This window comes from Streptomyces sp. NPDC048504, assembly GCF_043200035.1.
Taxonomy (GTDB): Bacteria; Actinomycetota; Actinomycetes; order Streptomycetales; family Streptomycetaceae; genus Streptomyces.
The window spans coordinates 393,758-411,817 of the sequence record NZ_JBICXA010000003.1; the positions used below are offsets into that span (position 1 = coordinate 393,758).

At 70.5% G+C, this 18,060-nt stretch carries 17 protein-coding genes; 5 read left to right on the forward strand and 12 right to left on the reverse strand.

All coding sequences use genetic code 11. From position 1 onward, the window contains the following. Positions 1-132 precede the first annotated feature (132 nt). Positions 133-1,485: a class II 3-deoxy-7-phosphoheptulonate synthase gene (locus ACGFY9_RS09540; RefSeq protein ID WP_393753159.1), complete on the reverse strand. Its 1,353-nt coding sequence runs from the start codon at positions 1,483-1,485 to the stop codon at positions 133-135. A gap of 96 nt (positions 1,486-1,581) precedes the next feature. Here ACGFY9_RS09540 and ACGFY9_RS09545 point away from each other — a divergent pair, with 96 nt between their 5' ends. Together ACGFY9_RS09545 and ACGFY9_RS09550 are read left to right on the forward strand one after the other, a co-directional pair. Next, positions 1,582-1,638 (forward strand): trp operon leader peptide, encoded by a 57-nt coding sequence (locus ACGFY9_RS09545; protein WP_073735655.1) that lies wholly within the window; start codon positions 1,582-1,584, stop codon positions 1,636-1,638. Positions 1,639-1,734: 96 nt separating this feature from the next. Continuing rightward, positions 1,735-3,615, forward strand: coding sequence for an anthranilate synthase family protein (locus ACGFY9_RS09550; protein ID WP_393753160.1), 1,881 nt, complete (start codon positions 1,735-1,737; stop codon positions 3,613-3,615). Here the strand turns inward: ACGFY9_RS09550 and ACGFY9_RS09555 are convergent. From ACGFY9_RS09555 to ACGFY9_RS09575, 5 genes are all read right to left on the reverse strand, one after another. Then, positions 3,567-4,562 (reverse strand): 2-hydroxyacid dehydrogenase, encoded by a 996-nt coding sequence (locus ACGFY9_RS09555; RefSeq protein WP_393753161.1) that lies wholly within the window; start codon positions 4,560-4,562, stop codon positions 3,567-3,569. The genes ACGFY9_RS09550 and ACGFY9_RS09555 overlap by 49 nt on opposite strands. Before the next feature lie 428 nt (positions 4,563-4,990). Further along, on the reverse strand, positions 4,991-6,019 hold the full coding sequence (locus ACGFY9_RS09560; RefSeq protein ID WP_393753162.1) for a 6-phosphofructokinase: 1,029 nt from the start codon (positions 6,017-6,019) through the stop codon (positions 4,991-4,993). A gap of 133 nt (positions 6,020-6,152) precedes the next feature. Continuing rightward, on the reverse strand, positions 6,153-6,830 hold the full coding sequence (locus tag ACGFY9_RS09565; RefSeq protein ID WP_393753163.1) for a response regulator: 678 nt from the start codon (positions 6,828-6,830) through the stop codon (positions 6,153-6,155). Then, positions 6,827-8,050 carry a MacS family sensor histidine kinase gene (gene macS / locus ACGFY9_RS09570; RefSeq protein WP_393753164.1) on the reverse strand — a complete coding sequence of 408 codons (1,224 nt, stop codon included), beginning with the start codon at positions 8,048-8,050 and terminating at the stop codon, positions 6,827-6,829. Before macS ends, ACGFY9_RS09565 begins: the two co-directional genes overlap by 4 nt. A 32-nt stretch (positions 8,051-8,082) precedes the next feature. Beyond that, on the reverse strand, positions 8,083-8,829 hold the full coding sequence (locus tag ACGFY9_RS09575) for a lysophospholipid acyltransferase family protein (RefSeq protein WP_393753380.1): 747 nt from the start codon (positions 8,827-8,829) through the stop codon (positions 8,083-8,085). Positions 8,830-9,021: 192 nt separating this feature from the next. Between ACGFY9_RS09575 and ACGFY9_RS09580 the strand changes: the two genes are divergently transcribed. Together ACGFY9_RS09580 and ACGFY9_RS09585 are read left to right on the forward strand one after the other, a co-directional pair. After that, positions 9,022-9,834, forward strand: coding sequence for an alpha/beta hydrolase (locus ACGFY9_RS09580; RefSeq protein ID WP_393753381.1), 813 nt, complete (start codon positions 9,022-9,024; stop codon positions 9,832-9,834). Continuing rightward, complete coding sequence (locus ACGFY9_RS09585) at positions 9,827-10,453, forward strand: hypothetical protein (RefSeq protein ID WP_393753165.1); 627 nt, start codon at positions 9,827-9,829, stop codon at positions 10,451-10,453. The genes ACGFY9_RS09580 and ACGFY9_RS09585 overlap by 8 nt, the downstream gene beginning before the upstream one ends. A 151-nt stretch (positions 10,454-10,604) precedes the next feature. Here ACGFY9_RS09585 and ACGFY9_RS09590 read toward each other — a convergent pair whose 3' ends face one another. The 6 genes from ACGFY9_RS09590 to ACGFY9_RS09615 all read right to left on the reverse strand — a co-directional run bounded on the left by ACGFY9_RS09590 (position 10,605) and on the right by ACGFY9_RS09615 (position 15,963). Beyond that, positions 10,605-11,360, reverse strand: a complete 756-nt coding sequence (locus ACGFY9_RS09590) for an endonuclease/exonuclease/phosphatase family protein (protein ID WP_393753166.1) — start codon at positions 11,358-11,360, stop codon at positions 10,605-10,607. A gap of 204 nt (positions 11,361-11,564) precedes the next feature. Further along, positions 11,565-12,518, reverse strand: coding sequence for an ROK family glucokinase (locus tag ACGFY9_RS09595; protein WP_327404692.1), 954 nt, complete (start codon positions 12,516-12,518; stop codon positions 11,565-11,567). Positions 12,519-12,692: 174 nt separating this feature from the next. After that, positions 12,693-13,190, reverse strand: a complete 498-nt coding sequence (locus ACGFY9_RS09600) for a DUF5304 domain-containing protein (protein WP_393753167.1) — start codon at positions 13,188-13,190, stop codon at positions 12,693-12,695. A gap of 81 nt (positions 13,191-13,271) precedes the next feature. Continuing rightward, a complete protein-coding gene (locus tag ACGFY9_RS09605) occupies positions 13,272-14,444 on the reverse strand; it encodes an ArsA family ATPase (protein ID WP_393753168.1) in 1,173 nt (390 codons plus the stop codon). 150 nt (positions 14,445-14,594) lie between these two features. Continuing rightward, positions 14,595-15,038 carry an SRPBCC family protein gene (locus tag ACGFY9_RS09610; protein WP_393753169.1) on the reverse strand — a complete coding sequence of 148 codons (444 nt, stop codon included), beginning with the start codon at positions 15,036-15,038 and terminating at the stop codon, positions 14,595-14,597. 127 nt (positions 15,039-15,165) lie between these two features. Then, the gene (locus ACGFY9_RS09615) at positions 15,166-15,963 is read right to left on the reverse strand and encodes a metallophosphoesterase (protein ID WP_393753170.1); all 798 of its coding nucleotides are present in this window, start codon (positions 15,961-15,963) and stop codon (positions 15,166-15,168) included. 296 nt (positions 15,964-16,259) lie between these two features. On the opposite strand from ACGFY9_RS09615, the gene ACGFY9_RS09620 reads away from it, so the two are divergent. Next, positions 16,260-18,056 carry an AMP-dependent synthetase/ligase gene (locus tag ACGFY9_RS09620; protein WP_393753171.1) on the forward strand — a complete coding sequence of 599 codons (1,797 nt, stop codon included), beginning with the start codon at positions 16,260-16,262 and terminating at the stop codon, positions 18,054-18,056. The last annotated feature ends 4 nt before the right edge of the window (positions 18,057-18,060 follow it).

Here is an 18,060-nt window from a genome sequence, read left to right on the forward strand (position 1 = left end):
GCGCGTCCCTGACCTCTACGTGGATATAAACACACTCCACGCGCACTCCCCGTCCTTATTATTGGGGGGGGGGGGGGGGGCCCGCGCGCCCCCCCCCCCCCCCCCCCCACACTGCTGTAACAGGCAAAACGGCTACTGGTCCCTGTACATCTCGGCGACGAGGAAGGCCAGGTCGAGCGACTGGCTGCGGTTGAGGCGCGGGTCGCAGGCCGTCTCGTAGCGCTGGTGCAGATCGTCGACGAAGATCTCGTCGCCGCCGCCCACGCACTCGGTGACATCGTCGCCCGTGAGCTCGACGTGGATGCCGCCCGGGTGGGTGCCGAGGCCCTTGTGGACCTCGAAGAAGCCCTTCACCTCGTCGAGCACGTCGTCGAAGCGGCGGGTCTTGTGACCTGAGGCCGCCTCGTACGTGTTGCCGTGCATCGGGTCGGTGATCCACGCGACGGTCGCGCCGGACGCGGTGACCTTCTCGACCAGCTCGGGCAGCTTGTCGCGGACCTTGTCCGCGCCCATCCGCACGATGAAGGTGAGCCGGCCGGGCTCGCGGTCCGGGTCGAGGCGCTCGATGTACTGCAGCGCGTCCTCGGCGGTCGTCGTCGGGCCGAGCTTGATGCCGATCGGGTTGCGGATCTGGGAGGCGAACTCGATGTGCGCGCCGTCCAGTTGACGGGTGCGCTCGCCGATCCACACCATGTGCGCGGAGACGTCGTAGAGCCTGCCGGTGCGGGAGTCGACGCGGGTCAGGGCCGACTCGTAGTCCAGCAGCAGCGCCTCGTGCGAGGAGTAGAACTCGACGGTCTTGAACTCCTCCGGGTCCGTGCCGCAGGCCCGCATGAAGTTCAGCGCGCTGTCGATCTCGCGCGCGAGCTGCTCGTAGCGCTGGCCGGACGGGGACGACTTCACGAAGTCCTGGTTCCAGGCGTGCACCTGGCGCAGGTCCGCGTAGCCGCCGGTGGTGAAGGCGCGGACCAGGTTGAGCGTGGACGCGGACGCGTTGTACATCCGCTTCAGGCGCTCGGGGTCCGGGACGCGGGACTTCTCGTCGAAGGCGTAGCCGTTGACCGAGTCGCCGCGGTACGTCGGCAGCGTCACGCCGTCACGGGTCTCGGTGCCCTTGGAGCGCGGCTTGGAGTACTGGCCGGCGATCCGGCCGACCTTCACGACCGGCACGGAGGCCGCGTACGTGAGGACGGCGCCCATCTGGAGCAGCGTCTTCAGCTTGTTGCGGATGTGGTCGGCGGACACCGCGTCGAAGGCCTCGGCGCAGTCGCCGCCCTGGAGCAGGAACGCCTCTCCCTTGGCGACGGCCGCCAACCGGGCGCGCAGCTGGTCGCACTCGCCCGCGAAGACGAGCGGCGGATACGACTCGAGGTCCGCGATCACTGCGCGCAGAGCCTCGGTGTCGGGGTACTCGGGCTGCTGCGCCGCGGGCAGGTCTCGCCAGGTGTTGCCAGCGCTGGCGCTGGTCTTAGCGTTCACGGTCACGCCCTCAACATTACGGGGTCGTGTCGAGCTATTTTCGCGCGGCTCGACAGGTGAGACACCCTCACGCTCAGGTGCGCGTGGGGTAGGGTGCGCTCCATGTTCGCGCATTCGACCCGTAACTGGTGGTGGACCGCTCATCCGGCGGCCCACTGACTGCGCGTACTCCCAGTACTCCGCGAAGGCCGCCCGAGGGGCGGCCTTCGGTGTGTCCGGGGTCCGTTCCTCTCCACGAGAAGGAACCAAGGACCCATGCATCTGGACGACCTGCTCAGCGATCCCCGCCCGTTCGCCCTGCTGCGCCGTCGCACCCCGGGCCACGACCAGGACGTGATCGAGGTCATGCTCGGCCCGGTCGCCTCCTACGACCGCCTCGCCGACCTCCCCGCCGAGGGCCTGGCCCTGATCCCCTACCGCCAGATCCGCGAGCGCGGCTTCGACGTCCGCGACGACGGCACCCCGCTGGCCTTCCTCACCCCCGAGGAGTCGTACGAGATCCCGCTCGCCGACGCCCTGGCGCAACTGCCCGCGCACGACGTCCGGGTAGAGGGCGGTGGCTTCGACGTCGACGACGCGGCCTACCGCGAGATCGTCGGACGGGTGCTGCGGGAGGAGATCGGGCGGGGCGAGGGCGCCAACTTCGTCATCCGGCGGACGTACGAGGGCGAGATCCCGGGGTACGGCAGGGCCGAGGCGCTGGCGTTGTTCCGGCGGCTGCTGGTCGGGGAGCGGGGCGCGTACTGGACGTTCGTCGTGCACACGGGCGAGCGGACGCTCGTCGGGGCCAGTCCGGAGGTGCACGTCCGGATGTCCGGCGGGACCGTCGTCATGAACCCGATCAGCGGGACCTACCGCTATCCGGCCGAGGGTCCGACGCCCGAACACCTCCTCGCCTTCCTCGCGGACGGCAAGGAGATCGAGGAGTTGTCGATGGTCGTCGACGAGGAGCTCAAGATGATGTGCACGGTCGGCGACATGGGCGGGGTCGTGATCGGGCCGCGGCTGAAGGAGATGGCCCATCTCGCGCACACCGAGTACGAGTTGCGCGGCCGGTCCTCGCTGGACGTGCGCGAGGTCCTGAAGGAGACGATGTTTGCGGCGACCGTCACCGGCTCGCCCGTGCAGAACGCCTGCCGGGTCATCGAGCGGCACGAGGTCGGCGGGCGCGGCTACTACGCCGGTGCGCTCGCGTTGATCGGCCGGGACTCCGGCGGCGCCCAGACCCTCGACTCCCCCATCCTCATCCGCACCGCCGACATCGACCCGGCCGGCCGGCTGCGGGTGCCGGTCGGCGCCACCCTGGTGCGCGGTTCGGACCCGGCGAGCGAGGTCGCGGAGACCCACGCGAAGGCGGCGGGGGTCCTGGCGGCTCTCGGCGTACGACCGTCCCGGCCGCGCGACGAGAGCACGCGCCCCCGGCTGGCCGACGACCCACGCGTGCGTGCCGCGCTCGACGGTCGCCGCGGCTCGCTCGCCCCGTTCTGGCTGCGGATGCAGGAGCGGTCCGAGGAGCTGACCGGGCACGCGCTGGTCGTCGACGGGGAGGACACCTTCACGGCGATGCTCGCGCATGTGCTGCGGTCGAGCGGCCTTGAGGTGACCGTCCGGCGGTACGACGAGGAGGGGCTGCGGGAGGCCGTCCTCGCGCACGAGGGGCCCGTGGTGTTGGGGCCTGGGCCGGGTGACCCTTCCGACATGAGCGACGCCAAGATGCGGTTCCTGCGGGCGCTGACCGCCGAGGTCCTCCGGGAGAACCGGCACGGCGTCCTCGGCGTGTGCCTCGGGCACGAGCTGATCGCGGCGGAGCTGGGGCTGGAGATCGTACGGAAGGAGGTTCCCTACCAGGGGGCGCAGACGGCGATCGATCTGTTCGGGCGGGAGGAGACCGTCGGCTTCTACAACAGCTTCGTGGCGCACTGCGACGACGAGGCGCTGGGCGAGCTGGCCGCGCACGGAGTCGAGGTGAGCCGCAGCAAGGCTGGAGAGGTGCACGCTCTGCGGGCTCCTGGCTTCGCCTCGGTCCAGTTCCACCCGGAGTCGGTGCTGACGCTCAACGGGGCTGCTGTCGTACGGGAGTTGGTGGGTCAGCTGCGCGGGACGAGCACGTTCTCGGAGCGGCGGCCGGCCGTGTAGTCGAGGACGTTCCGGACGGTGGCCTCGATGATCTGGCCTACGGCGTCCTCGGTGTAGTACGCCTGGTGGGAGGTGACCAGGACGTTCGGGAAGGTGACCAGGCGGGCCAGGGTGTCGTCGTCGACGGCCTCCAGGGACTTGTCCAGGAAGAACAGGCCCGCCTCCGCCTCGTAGACGTCGAGGCCCACGCCCGTGAAGCGGCCCTCGCGCAGTTCGGCGACGAGGGCCGCGGTGTCGATCAGGCCGCCGCGGCTGGAGTTGACGAGGATCGCGTCGTCCTTCATCAGCTTCAGGGCGTCCGCGTCGACGAGCCGCTGGGTCGCGGGCATCAGCGGGACGTGCAGGGTGACCAGGTCGGACTCGGCGAGGAGCTGGTCCTTGGGGACGTAGGACATGCCGAGTTCCACACAGGCCGGGTTCTCGGTGACGTCCCAGCCGAGCAGGCGCATGCCGAAGCCGTGGGCGATCCGGGTGAACGCCTCGCCGATCTTGCCGGTGCCGAGGACTCCGACGGTGCGGCCGCGCAGGTCGCGGCCCATCAGTCCGTCGAGCCGGAAGTCGAAGTCGCGGGTGCGGGTCGCCGCGCGGACGATACGGCGGTTCACGGCCATCGCGAGGGTCCAGGCGAACTCGGCGACGGAGTACGGCGAGTAGGACGAGACGCGGGCGACCGTGAGGCCGAGGCGTTCGGCGACGTCCAGGTCGATGTTGTTGAAGCCGGTGGAGCGCTGGGCGATCAGGCGGGTGCCGCCGGCGGCGAGGATCTCCAGGACGCGGGGGCCGAGTTCGGCGTTGACGCTCGTGGAGACGATCTCGTGGCCGGCGGCGATCGGGGCGGTGTCCTCGTCGAGGAAGACGCTCAGGCAGCGGATGTCGTGGTGGCCTGCGAACGCGCGCTCGATCAGCGGCTTCTCGTCGGCCTGGACGCCGAAGGCAAGGATCTCCACGACCGCTCCCGTTCTGTGGGGTTATGGGCCGAATATACGGCCCATAACCCCACAGTGCCGGTCCGGCCGGTCCGGCCGGACCAGGCCTTTCGGACGGCTCTGCCGACCCGGCCGGTTCCGGCAGGATCGGCCGGTTCCGCCGGTTCCGCCGGGTGCCGCCGCCGTTGCGGACGGTTCCGCGGGATCAGCGGGTTCGGGCCGTTCCGCCGGGCACCGCAGGAGCCGCCCCCGCTGCGGGCGGTTCAGCCGGATCCGACCCTCCAGCCCCTTCCACCGGAGCAGCCGGTCCGACCCGTCCGGCCCGATCGGCCCGTTCCGCCGGATCAGCCGTTCCGCCGGATCAGCCGTTCCGCGGGATCAGCCGGATCCGGCCTTCCGCCGGTTCCAGGAGTTCCGCCCGTTCCGCCCGTTCCGCCCGTTCCGCCGGATCAGCCGAAGAACACGCCGACCTCCTCGTACAGCTTCGGGTCGACCGTCTTCAGCTGGGCCGTCGCCTCCGCGATCGGTACGCGGACGATGTCCGTGCCGCGCAGGGCGACCATCTTGCCGAAGTCGCCGTCGCGGACGGCCTCGATGGCGTGCAGGCCGAAGCGGGTGGCGAGCCAGCGGTCGAACGCGCTCGGGGTGCCGCCGCGCTGGACGTGCCCGAGGACGGTGGTGCGGGCCTCCTTGCCGGTCCGCTTCTCGATCTCCTTGGCCAGCCACTCGCCGACCCCGGACAGCCGGACGTGCCCGTAGGAGTCGAGGGTCCCGTCCTTCAGCACGACGTCGCCGTCCTTGGGCATGGCCCCCTCCGCGACGACCACGATCGGGGCGTACGACGCCTTGAAGCGCGAGGTGATCCAGCCGCACACCTGCTCGACGTCGAAGCGCTGCTCGGGGATGAGGATGACGTTGGCGCCGCCCGCGAGCCCGGAGTGGATGGCGATCCAGCCGGCGTGCCGGCCCATGACCTCGCAGACCAGGACCCGCATGTGCGACTCGGCGGTGGTGTGCAGCCGGTCGATCGCCTCGGTGGCGATGCCGACGGCGGTGTCGAAGCCGAAGGTGTAGTCGGTGGCGGACAGGTCGTTGTCGATGGTCTTCGGTACGCCGACACAGGGCACGCCGCTCTCGTCCCAGAGCCGCGCGGCCACCCCGAGGGTGTCCTCGCCGCCGATCACGATGAGCGCGTCGACCTCCTGCGCGGCGAGGTTGTCCTTGATGCGGCTGATGCCGTTCTCCAGCTTCAGCGGGTTGGTGCGGGAGGAGCCGAGGATGGTGCCGCCGCGGGGCAGGATGCCGCGCACCGCGGGGATGTCGAGCCGGACGGTGTCGCCTTCGAGTGGACCTCGCCAGCCGTCCCGGTAGCCGACGAAGTCGTAGCCGTACTCCTGAACGCCCTTGCGGACGATGCCCCGGATGACGGCGTTGAGTCCGGGGCAGTCGCCGCCTCCGGTCAGTACTCCGACGCGCATGGAAATATCCCTTCGCCGCGGTTTCCTGTGACAGCCACGCTAATGGTGATCCAGGTCACAGAGGGATGGGCGGGAAGGTCAATTCCGAGATCAATTCCGTTGAATTGTCGGGTAGTTGATCTACCCGGTCCGCCTACGCGTCGTCGAGGCCGCGCTCTATCGCGTACCGGACCAGCTCCACCCGGTTGTGCAACTGGAGCTTGCCCAGGGTGTTCTGGACATGGTTCTGGACCGTGCGGTGCGAGATGACCAGGCGTTCGGCGATCTGCTTGTAGCTCAGGCCCTTGGCGACCAGGCGCAGCACTTCGGTCTCGCGGTCGGTGAGTTGGGGTGCCTTGGGCTGGTCGCCGTCGGCGGCCGGCGCCGGGTCGGAGGCCAGGCGGCGGTACTCGCCGAGGACCAGTCCGGCGAGGCCCGGGGTGAACACAGGGTCGCCGACCGCCGTGCGGCGCACCGCGTCCAACAGCTCTTCCGTGGAAGCCGATTTGAGCAGATAGCCGGTCGCGCCCGACTTCACCGCCTCCAGTACGTCCGCGTGCTCGCCGCTCGCGGAGAGGACCAGGACGCGCAACGCCGGGTTGGCGCCCACCAGTTCCTTGCAGACCTGGACGCCGGGCATCTGCGGCAGGTTCAGGTCGAGGACGAGGACGTCGGGGGCCGCGGCCTTGGCGCGGCGCACCGCCTGCTCGCCGTCACCGGCGGTGGCGACCACGTCGAAGCCGGACTCGGCCAGGTCGCGGGCGACGGCGTCGCGCCACATCGGATGGTCGTCGACCACCATGACCCTGATCGGGCCCTTCTGCTCACTCATCGTGTCCCCGCCTTCCCCCGCGCCTTCGGTACTTTCAGCTCGACTTCCGTGCCCTGCCCGGGAATCGAGACCAGCTCGGCACTCCCGCCGAGGTCCCGCAACCGCCCCCGGATCGACAGGGCGACCCCGAGCCGCCCCTCCCCCTCGGCCTGCGCGAGCCGCCCCTCGGGAATCCCGGGGCCGTCGTCCCGCACGGTCACCACGACCTCCCGGGGTTCGTCCTCGACCAGGATCCACGCCCGCGCGTCCTCACCGGCATGCCTGCGCACATTGTCCAGGGCGGCCCCGACAGCGGCGGCCAGCTCCTTCGCCGCGGGCGCGGGCAACGGCACCGGAGCCCCCGGCTCGGCGAAACTCACCTTGGCCGCGGCATACGGCGCGAGCAGCCCCCGCAGATCGACCGTCCCGTCGTCGCCGGGTTCTTCGCCCTCGCCTTCTACGGCCCTCACGACCGCGCCCTCCGCCGCGTCCAGCGACACCCGGGACACGGGCACCAGGGCGCCGGAGACCAGGGTGCGCAGCGCGATCTCCTGCTCCCCCGCCATCCGGCCCAGCTCACCCGCCTCGCCGCCGAGGACGGCACCGCGCCGCTGGACCATCGCCAGCACCTGGAGGACACCGTCGTGGATGTCGCGGGCGAGGCGCTCCCGTTCCCGGGTGGTGGCCTCGATCTCCAGGGCGCGGGCGAGGGTGCGCTCGGAGGCGCGGGCGACCTCCACGACGTAGCCGATGGCGATGGAGGCGACCCAGACGAGGACCACGTTGTGGACGGTGTCGCGGGCCGGGGAGCCGCGCTCGATCAGGTTGGCGACGGCGACCGGGGTGGAGGCGAACGCGGCCCAGCGCCAGCCGCCCTTGATGGCGTAGGCGAGGACCGATCCCGCGGTCCATATCGACGGCAGGGTGGGGCCGCCGCTGGAGATGTGGTGGCCGTCGGCCGCGAGCGGGGTGAGGACGATGCCGGTCAGCGCGATCGCGAGGTCGACGGCGAGGAAGCGCTTGGTGCAGGCGACCGCGCTCTGCACCCGGGGCAGGGTGGCGAGCGTCCACACGAACAGGACGACGTAGAACGCGATGGCGATGCCGGGACGGTCGAACTCGTCGTAGGCGGAGGCGAACAGCCCGATCGCGTACAGCATGGTCAGCACGCGGTAGCCGCTCAGGGCACGCCAGAGCGGCTGCTCGACGGACATCCTGACGACGCGTACCTGCTTGGCCATCTCCCCCACCCCCGACACAGACTCCGGCCCGCCTAGGGGCTGGTCTGTTCCTTCTCCGCTTGTGCGAGCACGGCCTTGGCCGCCTTGTCCGCTTCCTTGTCGGCCTTCGCCGCCTCCGCGATCTGCCGCTTGGCGGCTGTCGCGTAGATGTCGACGTACTCCTGGCCGGAGAGCTTCATGATCTCGTACATGACCTCGTCGGTCACCGCGCGGAGGACGAAACGGTCGTGCTCCATGCCGTTGTACCGGCTGAAGTCGAGCGGCTTGCCGATCCGGATGCCCGGGCGCATCAGCTTCGGCATGACCTTGCCGGGCGGCTGGATCTTCTCCGTGTCGATCATCGCGACCGGGATCACCGGAGCGCCGCTGGCGAGCGCCACGCGCGCGAGGCCACCGGGTTTGCCGCGGTAGAGGCGCCCGTCCGGGGAGCGCGTGCCCTCCGGATAGATACCGAACAGTTCACCGCGCTCCAGGACGTCGATCCCGGCCTTGATCGCGGCCTCGCCCGCCCCGCGCGCACCGGAGCGGTCCACCGGAAGCTGGCCGGCGCCCTTGAAGAACGCGGCCGTCAGCTTGCCCTTCACCCCGGGGGTCGTGAAGTACTCGGCCTTCGCGATGAAGGTCACCTTGCGGTCCAGGACCGCAGGCAGGAAGAACGAGTCCGAGAACGAGAGGTGATTGCTCGCCAGGATGGCGGCACCCTCGTCCGGAATGTTCTCCATGCCCTCCACCCAGGGTCGGAAGGCGACCTTCAGCGGTCCCCCGATGGCGACCTTCATCGTGCCGTACAACAACCGAGTGCCTCCCGTGTCCGTCGATCAGACCTTAACCCGGAGCACTGTCAAAGGACCCGACGACCCTGGTCGGTGTCAGTGCGGTCGCGTACGGTTAACCGCACCTGGACTTGTTCAGACCCCTCTCATGAACACGCGTCTCACCACCACGCCCTTCTCATGAACAGGAGACCGAAGGTGCCGGTCCTCCCCGGAGCCGAGCCGTACCGCCACGAGGGCGGGGAGGTCGGAGTTCTCCTCTGCCACGGCTTCACCGGTTCCCCGCAGTCGCTGCGCCCCTGGGCGGAGCATCTGGCCGAGCGCGGCCTCACCGTGTCGCTGCCGCTGCTGCCCGGGCACGGCACGCGCTGGGAGGACATGCAGCTCACCGGCTGGCAGGACTGGTACGCGGAGGTGGACCGCGAGCTGCGCGCCCTGCGCGAGCGCTGCTCGCAGGTCTTCGTCGCGGGCCTGTCCATGGGCGGCGCGCTGGCCCTGCGGCTGGCCGCGAAGCACGGTGACGAGATCAGCGGTGTCGTGGTCGTCAACCCCGGTATCAAGGTGCACGGGCTCGCGGCGTACGCCCTTCCGGTGGCCCGCCATCTGGTGCGTACGGCGCCGGGTATCGCCAGTGACATCGCGAAGGAGGGCAGCGAAGAGGTCGGGTACGACAAGGTACCGCTGCACTCCGCGCACTCCCTGCGTATTTTCTTCCGGCTGGTCGACCGCGAGCTGCCGCAGGTCACCCAGCCGCTCCTGCTGCTGCACAGCCCCCAGGACCATGTGGTTCCGCCGGCCGACTCGGCTCGTGTCCTCAGTCGGGTTTCCTCGGCCGACGTGACGGAGATCCTGCTGGAACAGAGCTACCACGTCGCGACGTTGGACCACGACGCGGACCGGATTTTCGAGGAGAGCTTCGCGTTCATCGGCCGGCTCGCACCCAGTGTCGGCAAGCAGGTGTCCGACACGGGCCGGGTGAGCGAGCAGGAAGGGACGGCCACAGGTGGCTGAGCACGACTCCGACCGCGAGGGCCTCGAACCGGACGAGCAGGGCGTCCCGTTCGACGAGGAGGCCGCGTGGGCCGCGATCGTCGCCGGATACGGCGAGGAGCCCAAGGATCCGCCGGGCGCCAAGCCGTTCAAGTCGATCGAGGATCTCGCGCTGCTCGATCCCGAGAAGAACGACGAGCGGCCGAAGGCCAAGGAGCCGGACAAGGGCGACAAGGCCAAGGACAAAGGCCCCGGCAAGGACAAGGGCACCGAGGAACCGCCGCCGCCCGCGAAGCCGTTGGGCAGTTCGGTCTCCTTCGCGCCCGGTGTCGGCGGTCCCCGCGACTACACCTCGCCGGACTCCTCCGAGGAGGACTTCGACGAGGACGACGAGGGCCACTTCGTGCCGCCGGAGCCGCCTCCGCTGCCGGAGGCCGACACCACCGCCAAGTTCGCCTGGCTCGGGGTGGTCGGCGGCCCGATCCTGCTGCTCCTGGCGGTGCTGCTCAGCTGGGACATGACCTGGTGGCTGGCGACCATCGGGATCGGCGGATTCCTGGGCGGGTTCGGCACGTTGGTGATGCGGATGCGGACGGACGAGGAGGACGGGGACGATCCGGGGCGGGGTGCGGTCGTCTAGCTCGCGGGCACTTTGAGGGCGGCCGGCACCGGGAAGTGGTCGGTGGCCGCCCTCACGGCAGCGCCTCTCAACGCCCCCCTCGCACTGCTCGGCCCCGGTGGGCCTCGCAGGCTTCGGGCGGCTGCGCCGGACTCCGCCCGGCGGCTGTGGTTCAGGCCGCGGGCACGCGCAGTGCGGCGAGCACGGGGAAGTGATCCGTCGCCCGCTTGATGTCGGCCTCCTCCACCCCCGGGAGGCCCAGCGGTACCCCGCAGCCGAGAACCTCGATGCCCTGCGTGGCGAAGATCGCGTCGATGCGCTGGAAGGGGTTGCCGGGGGTCCAGGTGTTCTCCTCGCCCCAGGGGGCGGTGGCCCAGCAGTCCTGCAGTTCCTTGGCCAGGCGTCCGAAAGTCCGGCCGTCGGGGCGGTCGTTGAGGTCGCCGCCCGCGATCACGTGGTCCACGCCCATTCCGGCCAGCCGGTCGAGCAGCATGCCGCCCTGCTCGTAGCGTTCGTCCTGGTGGAGGCTGAGGTGACAGCTGAGGACACCCAGGCGGGTGCCGCCGATCCGTACGACCGCGGTGGCGAAGCCGCGTCGGTGTTGGCCGGGGGTCAGTGGCAGGAGTACGTCCTCCGTGCGCTCGACCGTTGCCCGCAGTGAGCACAACAGCGCCGGGCCGGCCGCGGTGCCTCCGCCGCTGAGGACGACCAGGTCGGACGCGGAGGCGAGGCGGGCCAGTTTCTTGCGCCAGCGGAAGAAGAGGGGGGCCTCTTGGATCAGGACGAGGTCCGGAGCGCAGGCCCTGATGACGCGGGCCAGGGCGTCTGTGTCGTCGCGCATCGAGCGGATGTTGTAGCTCAGGACGCGGATGACTGCCGAACCGTCGGGTTCGGTGCGGGAGTTGGGGAGCAGCGGGGTCGTCGCCATGCGGATCAAGATACGACGTGGTGCGGGGGGTTGCAGCGGGGGGACGTGCGGGTCGTGCGTCGGCTGCACGTGCGTCGTGGCTGGTCGCGCAGTTCCCCGCGCCCCTAAAAGCAAAGGCGGGGCGCGAGGTACGTGGGCGACTGCCGGTCGTACGTGGCTGGTCGCGCAGTTCCCCGCGCCCCTAAAAACCAAAAGCAGCGTGGCCTACATGATCGGGTCCGGCTCCCTCGCCAGGTCCGCCGCTCCCACCATGCCAGCCTTGTTGCCGAGCTGCGCGGCGATCACGTCGGCGACCGGGCGCCAGTTGCCGCCCACCAGCCAGCGTTTGTAGGACTTGCGGATGGGGTCGAGGACCAGTTCGCCCTCGTCGGAGAGGCCGCCGCCGACGATGAAGGCGGAGGGGTCGAAGAGGGAGGCGAGGTCGGCGAGGCCGGCGCCGGCCCAGCGGGCCAGTTCGCGGTAGGAGTCGACGGCGACCGGGTCGCCCTGCCGGGCGGCCATGGAGATGTGCTTGCCCTCGATGCCGTCGGGGGTGCCGTCGCCGAGCGAGAGGAGCACCTCCGCGGACTCGGGGGTCGCGTTCGCGCGCTGCTTGGCGTAGCGCACGAGGGCGCGGCCCGACGCGTACTGCTCCCAGCAGCCCTGTGAGCCGCAGCCGCACAGCAGGCCGTCCGGCACCATGCGGATGTGGCCGAACTCGGCGGCCACCCCGAAGTGTCCGCGGCGCAGCTTGTTGCCGATGATGATGCCGCCGCCGAGGCCGGTGCCGAGCGTGATGCAGATGACGTTGCGGTGGCCCTTGCCGGCGCCGAACTTGTACTCGCCCCAGGCCGCGGCGTTCGCGTCGTTCTCCACGACGACGGGCAGGCCCACGCGGGCCTCGACCTTCTCCTTCAGCGGCTCCTGGCGCCAGTCGATGTTCGGCGCGAAGTAGACCGTGGAGCGCTGACGGTTGACGTACCCGGCGGCACCGATGCCCACGCCGACGATCTCGTGCCCGGCGCGTGCTCCGTCGACCGCGGCGGCGATGGCGTCCACGATGCCTTCGGGCGTACCCGGGGTCGGCACCTTGTGGGTCGAGAGGATGTTGCCTTCCTCGTCGACCACCCCGGCCGCGATCTTGGTGCCGCCGATATCGACGCCGATGGTGAGTCCCATGAATCCCTCAGTTTCGGTCGAGCCCCGCTACGGCCCACCGTACCCGAGGGGCTGCCGTCGGAATCGCGTCGTTCGCCCGCTGGGCAGCCCTGGCGGGCTCCGGTGGCGGTGAGGGAAGTGCGCACCAGAGCCCACCGGACGGACGCGAATCCGGCAGCATGCCCTCAGGGGCTTCTAGTCCAGGTCGATGCGCTCCCCGGGACCGGAGTCGTCTCCCCGGTCGCGGCGGTCGTTCCTCAGGTCCTTCAGCTCGCTGTCGCGGGCCGTCCAGCGCTGCTCCTGGGCCTGGACCGCGGAGCGGTACGCGGCGAGGAGTTCGTTTCCGGCCGCCGCGAGGTGGTCGAAGACGTCCGGGTTGCGTTCGATGACGGGCTCGACGGCGGCCTTGGCCTGCTGGACGACCTGCTTCACCACCTGCTGGGCGGCCGGTCCGGCGACCTGGCCGAGCAGCGGGGACTGGAGGCCGGACAGCTTGTCCGCGACGGTGTCGACGAGCTTGCGCAGTTCCTCGGCGGCCGAGACCGGCGGCTGGCCGTACTGGGTGCGGCGGCGGGCCTTCTCCGCCGCGAGGTCTTCGGCGGCCGCCGTCGCCCAGGCGTCGGCGTCGGTCGCCCGCACCTCGTCGAGCGCCTCGTCCTTGCGGGCGTCGGACGGGGGGAGCTCTTCGCTCATGACGGACTCCTGACTACGGTTCGTCTCTACGACGTTACCCGAATGGGCGTACGTGCTTCACGGCTCCGCACCCACCAATACTCATCTTCCCTGCGGCCACAGGTCCGGGTCCGGGGCGAACCGGATGCGCAGTTCGCCCTCCCGCAGGGCCGCACCGGCCACGGTGCAGCGGCGCAGGGCCGACGGCAGCGGCACGATACGGCGGAACCGGCCGACGGTGACGACGAGTTCGTCGCCGCGCCGGACCAGGTCCAGCTCGTCCCGTATCGCGCCGGGCAGCGGAATGCCCCAGACCAGCACACCGTCCTCGGCCAGCCGGTCGGTCACCGGCCACTCGACCGTCGAACCGGCCGCGTCGACACCGGGCACGGCGAGCGCGGTGAGGTCGTCGGTGCCGCGCGGGTCGTGGCCGAGGTGCGGGACGTGCCGGACGTCGTCGTACGTCCCCTGCCACTCGTCCAGGGTCTTGCGCTGCTGCGCGTTGAGGCCGGCCAGCCAGGTGTCCTCGACGGACTCGGGCAGCACCCGGTTGGCGACCAGCACGTCGGGCCGCAGGCCGCGCAGGGCGAGCGCGAGACCGGCCGCGCGGACGGCTTCGGCGCCCGCCGGTCCGGGCTCGGCGACCAGTCGTACGGTCGTGTTCCGGTCCGCGAGAACCGCTTCTACGGCGGCCAGTTCGACGTCCCAGCGGCCGGCCGTGTCGTAGAGCCACTCGGAGGGCATCGGGACGCCCGCGAGGCGGCCGAGGACCGGGCGGAGGGCGCGGGCCGCTTGCCGCTCGGCCGGGAGAAGGCGGCGGAGGTAGCGGCGGAGTTCCTCGGGGAGGGCGAGGAGCGCGAGCGCGTGGGGGGTGGGTGGGAGGTCCACTACGAGGAGGTCGTACGCCTCGGACAGGGCCGCGTCCCTGAGGGCTCGGAGGAGGGCCAGTTCCTCGGCGCCGGGGAGGGGGGTCAGTTCCTCGGCGTCCAGGCGGGCCGCGCCCAGGAGTTCGAGGGCGGTGGAGGCGCGGTCCTGGAAGGCGGTGAGGTCGGCGCGGAAGGACTCCGTGGCGTCGGGGCGCCATGCCGTGAGGTTCTCGGCGGCCTCCACGGGGGCCGCTCCCGTCACCACGCCCAGGGCGGCGCCCAGGGTGTCGCCGCGGTCGGCACCGAGGAGGAGTGTCCGGGTGCCGGTGCCTGCGGCGGCTTGTGCGGTGGCTGCGGCGATGGTGCTGCGGCCGCTGCCGCCTGGGCCGGTGATCAGGATGGTACGCATATGAGTGAACGGTAGTCGCTCGACGAGGGTGGGGGCTGGGCGCCGTTGCTGGGGGCTGCCGCCCCCAGACCCCCGCTTCGGCCCTGAAGGGGCCTCGTCCTCAAACGCCGGACGGGCTGAGTGATCCGACCCGCGCTGTTAAGTGAAGCCCTACTGCTCCCCCGACTCCACGCGCTTCTTCAGTCCCGCCAACGCCCGGTCGATGATGACCTTCTCGGCCTTGCGCTTGATCATGCCCAGCATCGGGATCTTGACGTCCACCGTGAGGAGGTAGGTGACCTCCGTGGCGCCCGCGCCCGAAGGCTTGAGCAGGTACGAGCCGTCCAGGGAGCGCAGCATCTGGGACTTGACGAGGGTCCAGGAGACCTCGTTGTCGCCGGTCCAGGTGTACGCGAGGGTCTGGTCGTCCTTGATCGCGCCGGCGTCCATGACGAGGCGGACCTGTTCGGCGCGGCCGCGTTCGTCGGTCTTGAGGACGTCCGCCTCCTTCACCTCGCCGGTCCAGTCCGGGTAGCGGGCGAAGTCGGCGATCACTTCCATCACTTCGGCCGGTGCCGCCTCGATCGTGATGCTCGAACTGGTGTGTTCCGCCATCGCTGTGGCTCCTCCAGATGCGGACCGGCAGGGCGTCGTCGTCATGCGCGTGTGCGTGCAGCGTGAAGGCTACCGCGCGGTCGACCGCCCCACTTCACCCCCTACCTGCGGACATCGAGGGGGACGGTCACCATTTCAGCGCCCACGGCTTGCCGCTCCCCGCGAAGTGCCCCACGTTCACACACTCGGTCGCCCCGATCCGCATCCTCCGCACCAACGGCTGGTGAACGTGGCCGAACAGTGAATAGCGGGGCCTGGTGCGGCGGATGGCGTCCAGGAGGGCTCGGCTGCCGCGTTCGAAGCGGCGCGCGACGGTGTCGTAGACCAGCTCGGGGACCTCGGGCGGGATGTGGGTGCAGAGGACGTCGACCTCGCCGACCGCCTCGATCTTGGCGGCGTACTCCTCGTCGCTGATCTCGTACGGGGTGCGCATGGGGGTGCGGAGGCCGCCGCCCACGAAGCCGAACGTCCAGCCGCCGATCTCGACGCGTTCGCCGTCGAGCACGGTGGTTCCGGGGCCGGCGTACTCGGACCACAGGGTCGGCATGTCGACGTTGCCGTAGGTGGCGTACGTCGGGGTGGGGAAGGCGGCGAACATCTCGGCGTACTGTTTGCGGACCGCCTTCTCGATGAGGGCCGCCCGGTCGCCGCCGACGCCGGACCAGAGGCGGGCGCCCAGTTCTCGGGCCTCCTCGAAGCGGCGGGCGGTGCGCAGCTCGACCAGGCGGTCGGCGTTCTCCTCGCCGAAGAGTTCGGGGAAGATCCCGCGCGCGTGGTCGGCGTAGTCGAGGAAGAGGACGAGGTCGCCCAGGCAGATCAGGGCGTCGGCACCCTCGCCGGATCTGGCCAGGTCACGGGCGTTGCCGTGCACGTCGCTGACCACATGGATGCGCGTCCCGGAGTTTCCGGCCGGTGTGGGTGCCATGACGATCAAGCGTAGGCGTGTGCGGCAAACGTGAACAGTGGCGGCGGACCTTGCGGTTACTGGCCAGTCAAGAAAGGGGTGGACTACTGTGCGCGAGGAAACACCAATCTGTGTGACGCAGCGAACATCTCGCCGGACCCCCCTGTCGTAGGAGCCATACCGGCGGGTAACGTCCGGGCAGTCCAGTCGTGCTCAGGATTTCAATCACCCGGTCCTGACGCACCTGCCCGAGTCTTGGACCGGACCGTCGCATCACACAACGTCGTGGCGCCGGCGCCCTATGAGGAGCAGCAGTCTTGCGCGAGTTCAGCCTTCCGGCTTTGTACGAGGTCCCTGCGGACGGCAATCTGACCGACATCGTCCGCAGAAACGCCGCGCAGCACCCAGAGGTCGCCGTGATCGCCCGCAAGGCGAACGGCGCGTGGCAGGACGTGACCGCCACGGTCTTCCTCGCCGAGGTGCACGCGGCCGCCAAGGGGCTCATCGCCTCCGGCGTCCAGCCCGGCGACCGGGTCGGGCTGATGTCCCGCACGCGGTACGAGTGGACGCTGCTCGACTTCGCGATCTGGTGCGCGGGCGGGATCACCGTGCCGGTGTACGAGACCAGCTCGCCGGAGCAGGTGCAGTGGATCCTCTCCGACTCGGGCGCCACCGCCGTCATCGTGGAGCAGGACGGGCATGCCGCCACCGTCGAGTCGGTGCGGGCGCAGCTGCCCGCGCTGAAGCACGTCTGGCAGATCGACGCCGGCGCGATCGACGAGCTGGACCGCGCGGGCAAGGACGTCACCGACGCGACCGTCGAGGAGCGCAGCTCGCTGGCGAAGGCCGACGACCCGGCGACCATCGTCTACACCTCCGGTACTACGGGCCGGCCCAAGGGCTGTGTGCTCACCCACCGCAGCTTCTTCGCGGAGTGCGGCAACATCGTCGAGCGGCTGCGCCCGCTGTTCCGCACCGGCGAGTGCTCGGTGCTGCTGTTCCTGCCGCTCGCGCACGTCTTCGGACGGCTCGTGCAGATCGCCCCGATGATGGCGCCGATCAAGCTCGGCCTGGTCCCGGACATCAAGAACCTCACGGACGAACTCGCCTCGTTCCGGCCGACGTTGATCCTCGGCGTGCCGCGTGTCTTCGAGAAGGTCTACAACTCGGCGCGCGCCAAGGCGCAGGCGGACGGCAAGGGCAAGATCTTCGACAAGGCGGCCGACACCGCGATCGCGTACAGCCGCGCGCTGGACACGCCGGCCGGTCCGTCCCTCGGGCTGAAGATCAAGTACAAGACCTTCGACAAGCTCGTCTACAGCAAGCTGCGCGCGGTGCTCGGCGGCAAGGGCGAATACGCGATCTCCGGCGGCGCCCCGCTGGGCGAGCGCCTGGGCCACTTCTTCCGCGGCATCGGCTTCACGGTCCTGGAGGGCTACGGCCTGACCGAGTCCTGCGCGGCCACCGCGTTCAACCCCTGGGACCGGACGAAGATCGGCACGGTCGGCCAGCCGCTGCCCGGCTCGGTCGTGCGCATCGCGGACGACGGCGAGGTGCTGCTGCACGGCGAGCACCTCTTCAAGGGCTACTGGAACAACGAGGCCGCCACGGCCGAGGCGCTGGCCGACGGCTGGTTCCACACCGGGGACATCGGCACCCTCGACGAGGACGGCTACCTCAGCATCACGGGCCGCAAGAAGGAGATCATCGTCACCGCGGGCGGCAAGAACGTCGCCCCGGCCGTGATCGAGGACCGCATCCGCGCGCACGCGCTGGTCGCGGAGTGCATGGTCGTCGGCGACGGGCGGCCCTTCGTGGGCGCGCTGGTCACCATCGACGACGAGTTCCTGGGCCGTTGGGCCGCTGAGCACGGCAAGCCGGCGGGTTCCACCGCGGCGTCGCTGCGTGACGATCCGGACCTGGTGCGGGCGGTCCAGGACGCGGTCGACGACGGCAACGCCGCGGTGTCGAAGGCGGAATCGGTGCGGAAGTTCCGCATTCTGTCCTCCCAGTTCACGGAGGAGTCGGGCCACCTGACGCCGTCGCTGAAGCTCAAGCGCAATGTGGTGGCCAAGGACTACGCGGACGAGATCGAGGCCATCTACCAGAAGTAGCGGG

Bases quoted from the DNA above. Each gene is read 5' to 3' on its own strand.
- ACGFY9_RS09550 (WP_393753160.1), top strand. From the start codon at position 1,735: ATGCATCTGGACGACCTGCTCAGCGATCCCCGCCCGTTCGCCCTGCTG.
- ACGFY9_RS09560 (WP_393753162.1), bottom strand. From the start codon at position 6,019: ATGCGCGTCGGAGTACTGACCGGAGGCGGCGACTGCCCCGGACTCAAC.
- ACGFY9_RS09565 (WP_393753163.1), bottom strand. From the start codon at position 6,830: ATGAGTGAGCAGAAGGGCCCGATCAGGGTCATGGTGGTCGACGACCAT.
- macS (WP_393753164.1), bottom strand. From the start codon at position 8,050: ATGGCCAAGCAGGTACGCGTCGTCAGGATGTCCGTCGAGCAGCCGCTC.
- ACGFY9_RS09575 (WP_393753380.1), bottom strand. From the start codon at position 8,829: ATGAAGGTCGCCATCGGGGGACCGCTGAAGGTCGCCTTCCGACCCTGG.
- ACGFY9_RS09590 (WP_393753166.1), bottom strand. From the start codon at position 11,360: ATGGCGACGACCCCGCTGCTCCCCAACTCCCGCACCGAACCCGACGGT.
- ACGFY9_RS09595 (WP_327404692.1), bottom strand. From the start codon at position 12,518: ATGGGACTCACCATCGGCGTCGATATCGGCGGCACCAAGATCGCGGCC.
- ACGFY9_RS09600 (WP_393753167.1), bottom strand. From the start codon at position 13,190: ATGAGCGAAGAGCTCCCCCCGTCCGACGCCCGCAAGGACGAGGCGCTC.
- ACGFY9_RS09605 (WP_393753168.1), bottom strand. From the start codon at position 14,444: ATGCGTACCATCCTGATCACCGGCCCAGGCGGCAGCGGCCGCAGCACC.
- ACGFY9_RS09610 (WP_393753169.1), bottom strand. From the start codon at position 15,038: ATGGCGGAACACACCAGTTCGAGCATCACGATCGAGGCGGCACCGGCC.
- ACGFY9_RS09615 (WP_393753170.1), bottom strand. From the start codon at position 15,963: ATGGCACCCACACCGGCCGGAAACTCCGGGACGCGCATCCATGTGGTC.